The sequence below is a fragment of the Rhodoplanes sp. SY1 genome, assembly GCF_046000175.1.
Taxonomy (GTDB): domain Bacteria; phylum Pseudomonadota; class Alphaproteobacteria; order Rhizobiales; family Xanthobacteraceae; genus Rhodoplanes.
Genome location: NZ_JBEOMB010000378.1, coordinates 1 through 933, shown reverse-complemented (window position 1 = coordinate 933; position 933 = coordinate 1). Strand labels below are relative to the sequence as shown.

2 protein-coding genes are annotated in these 933 nt (G+C 74.6%); both read right to left on the bottom strand.

All coding sequences use genetic code 11. The features are described 5' to 3' along the window. The coding region (locus tag ABTU92_RS29805) for an ATP-binding cassette domain-containing protein (RefSeq protein ID WP_408095152.1) at positions 1-522 on the bottom strand (522 nt) is incomplete at its 3' end. Positions 523-525: 3 nt separating this feature from the next. Then, a partial coding sequence (locus ABTU92_RS29800; RefSeq protein WP_408095151.1) for an ABC transporter permease subunit occupies positions 526-933 on the bottom strand: 408 nt, incomplete at its 5' end.

Sequence of the window (933 nt, the reverse complement as noted above, 5' to 3'; positions counted from 1 at the left end):
GAGCCCGGTCTCGCTCGCCGCCTCGCGCACCAGGTCCTGGAGGTCGCGCCGCAGCCCGACGTCGAGCGCCGCGAAGGGCTCGTCCATCAGCACGAGATCGGGCGCGGCGACGAGCGCGCGGGCGACGGCGACGCGGCTCTGCATGCCGCCCGACAGCGCGTCGGGCCGCTTGTCCATGTCGGCCGCCGAGAAGCCGAGGCGAGCGAGCAGCGTCGTCGCGCGGTCATGCGCCACGCCGCGCGGCTCTCCTTGCGCGAGAAGCGCGAAGGCGACGTTGTCGCGGGCGCTCGACCACGGCAGCAGGCGCGGCTCCTGGAACACCACGGCGGTGCGGCGGAACGTATTGACGACTCCTCCGCCCGCGGCGGGCACGAGCCCGCAGGCGAGCCGCAGCAGGCTCGTCTTGCCGCAGCCGGACGGCCCGAGCAGCACGACGATCTCGCCCGGCGCGACGGTGAGGTCGAAGTCCTGCAGTACCGGGCCGTCGTGATAACGAAGCGAGACCGCGTCGAAGCGCAGCATCGTTCACTCCGCCGCCACGGGCCGCGTGGCCGACATGGCCGGGCCCGGGCCCGTAATCGTCGCGACCGCGGGCCGGCGGCCGGCGAGGCGGCGCCTCACCGGCGCCAGCAGCACGGCATCGCAGGCGAGCAGCAGCGCGATCGCGAGCAGGATCCACGCCATCGTCTCGGCGAGGTCGAGATGGGCACGCGCGTCGGCGATCCGGCCGCCGATGCCCACCCCGCCACCCAGAACCTCGGCCATCACGGCGACCTTCCAGGCGAAGGCGAGCGCGGTGGCGAGCGCCGGCAGGAGATGATCGAGAAGTTGCGGCAGGAGCAGCGCGCGCAGCCGCAGGAGCGGCGGCGCCCCGTAGACTTGCGCCATCTCCGAGAGCTTGCGGTCGCGCGCCGCGACGCCTTGCGCCGCGCC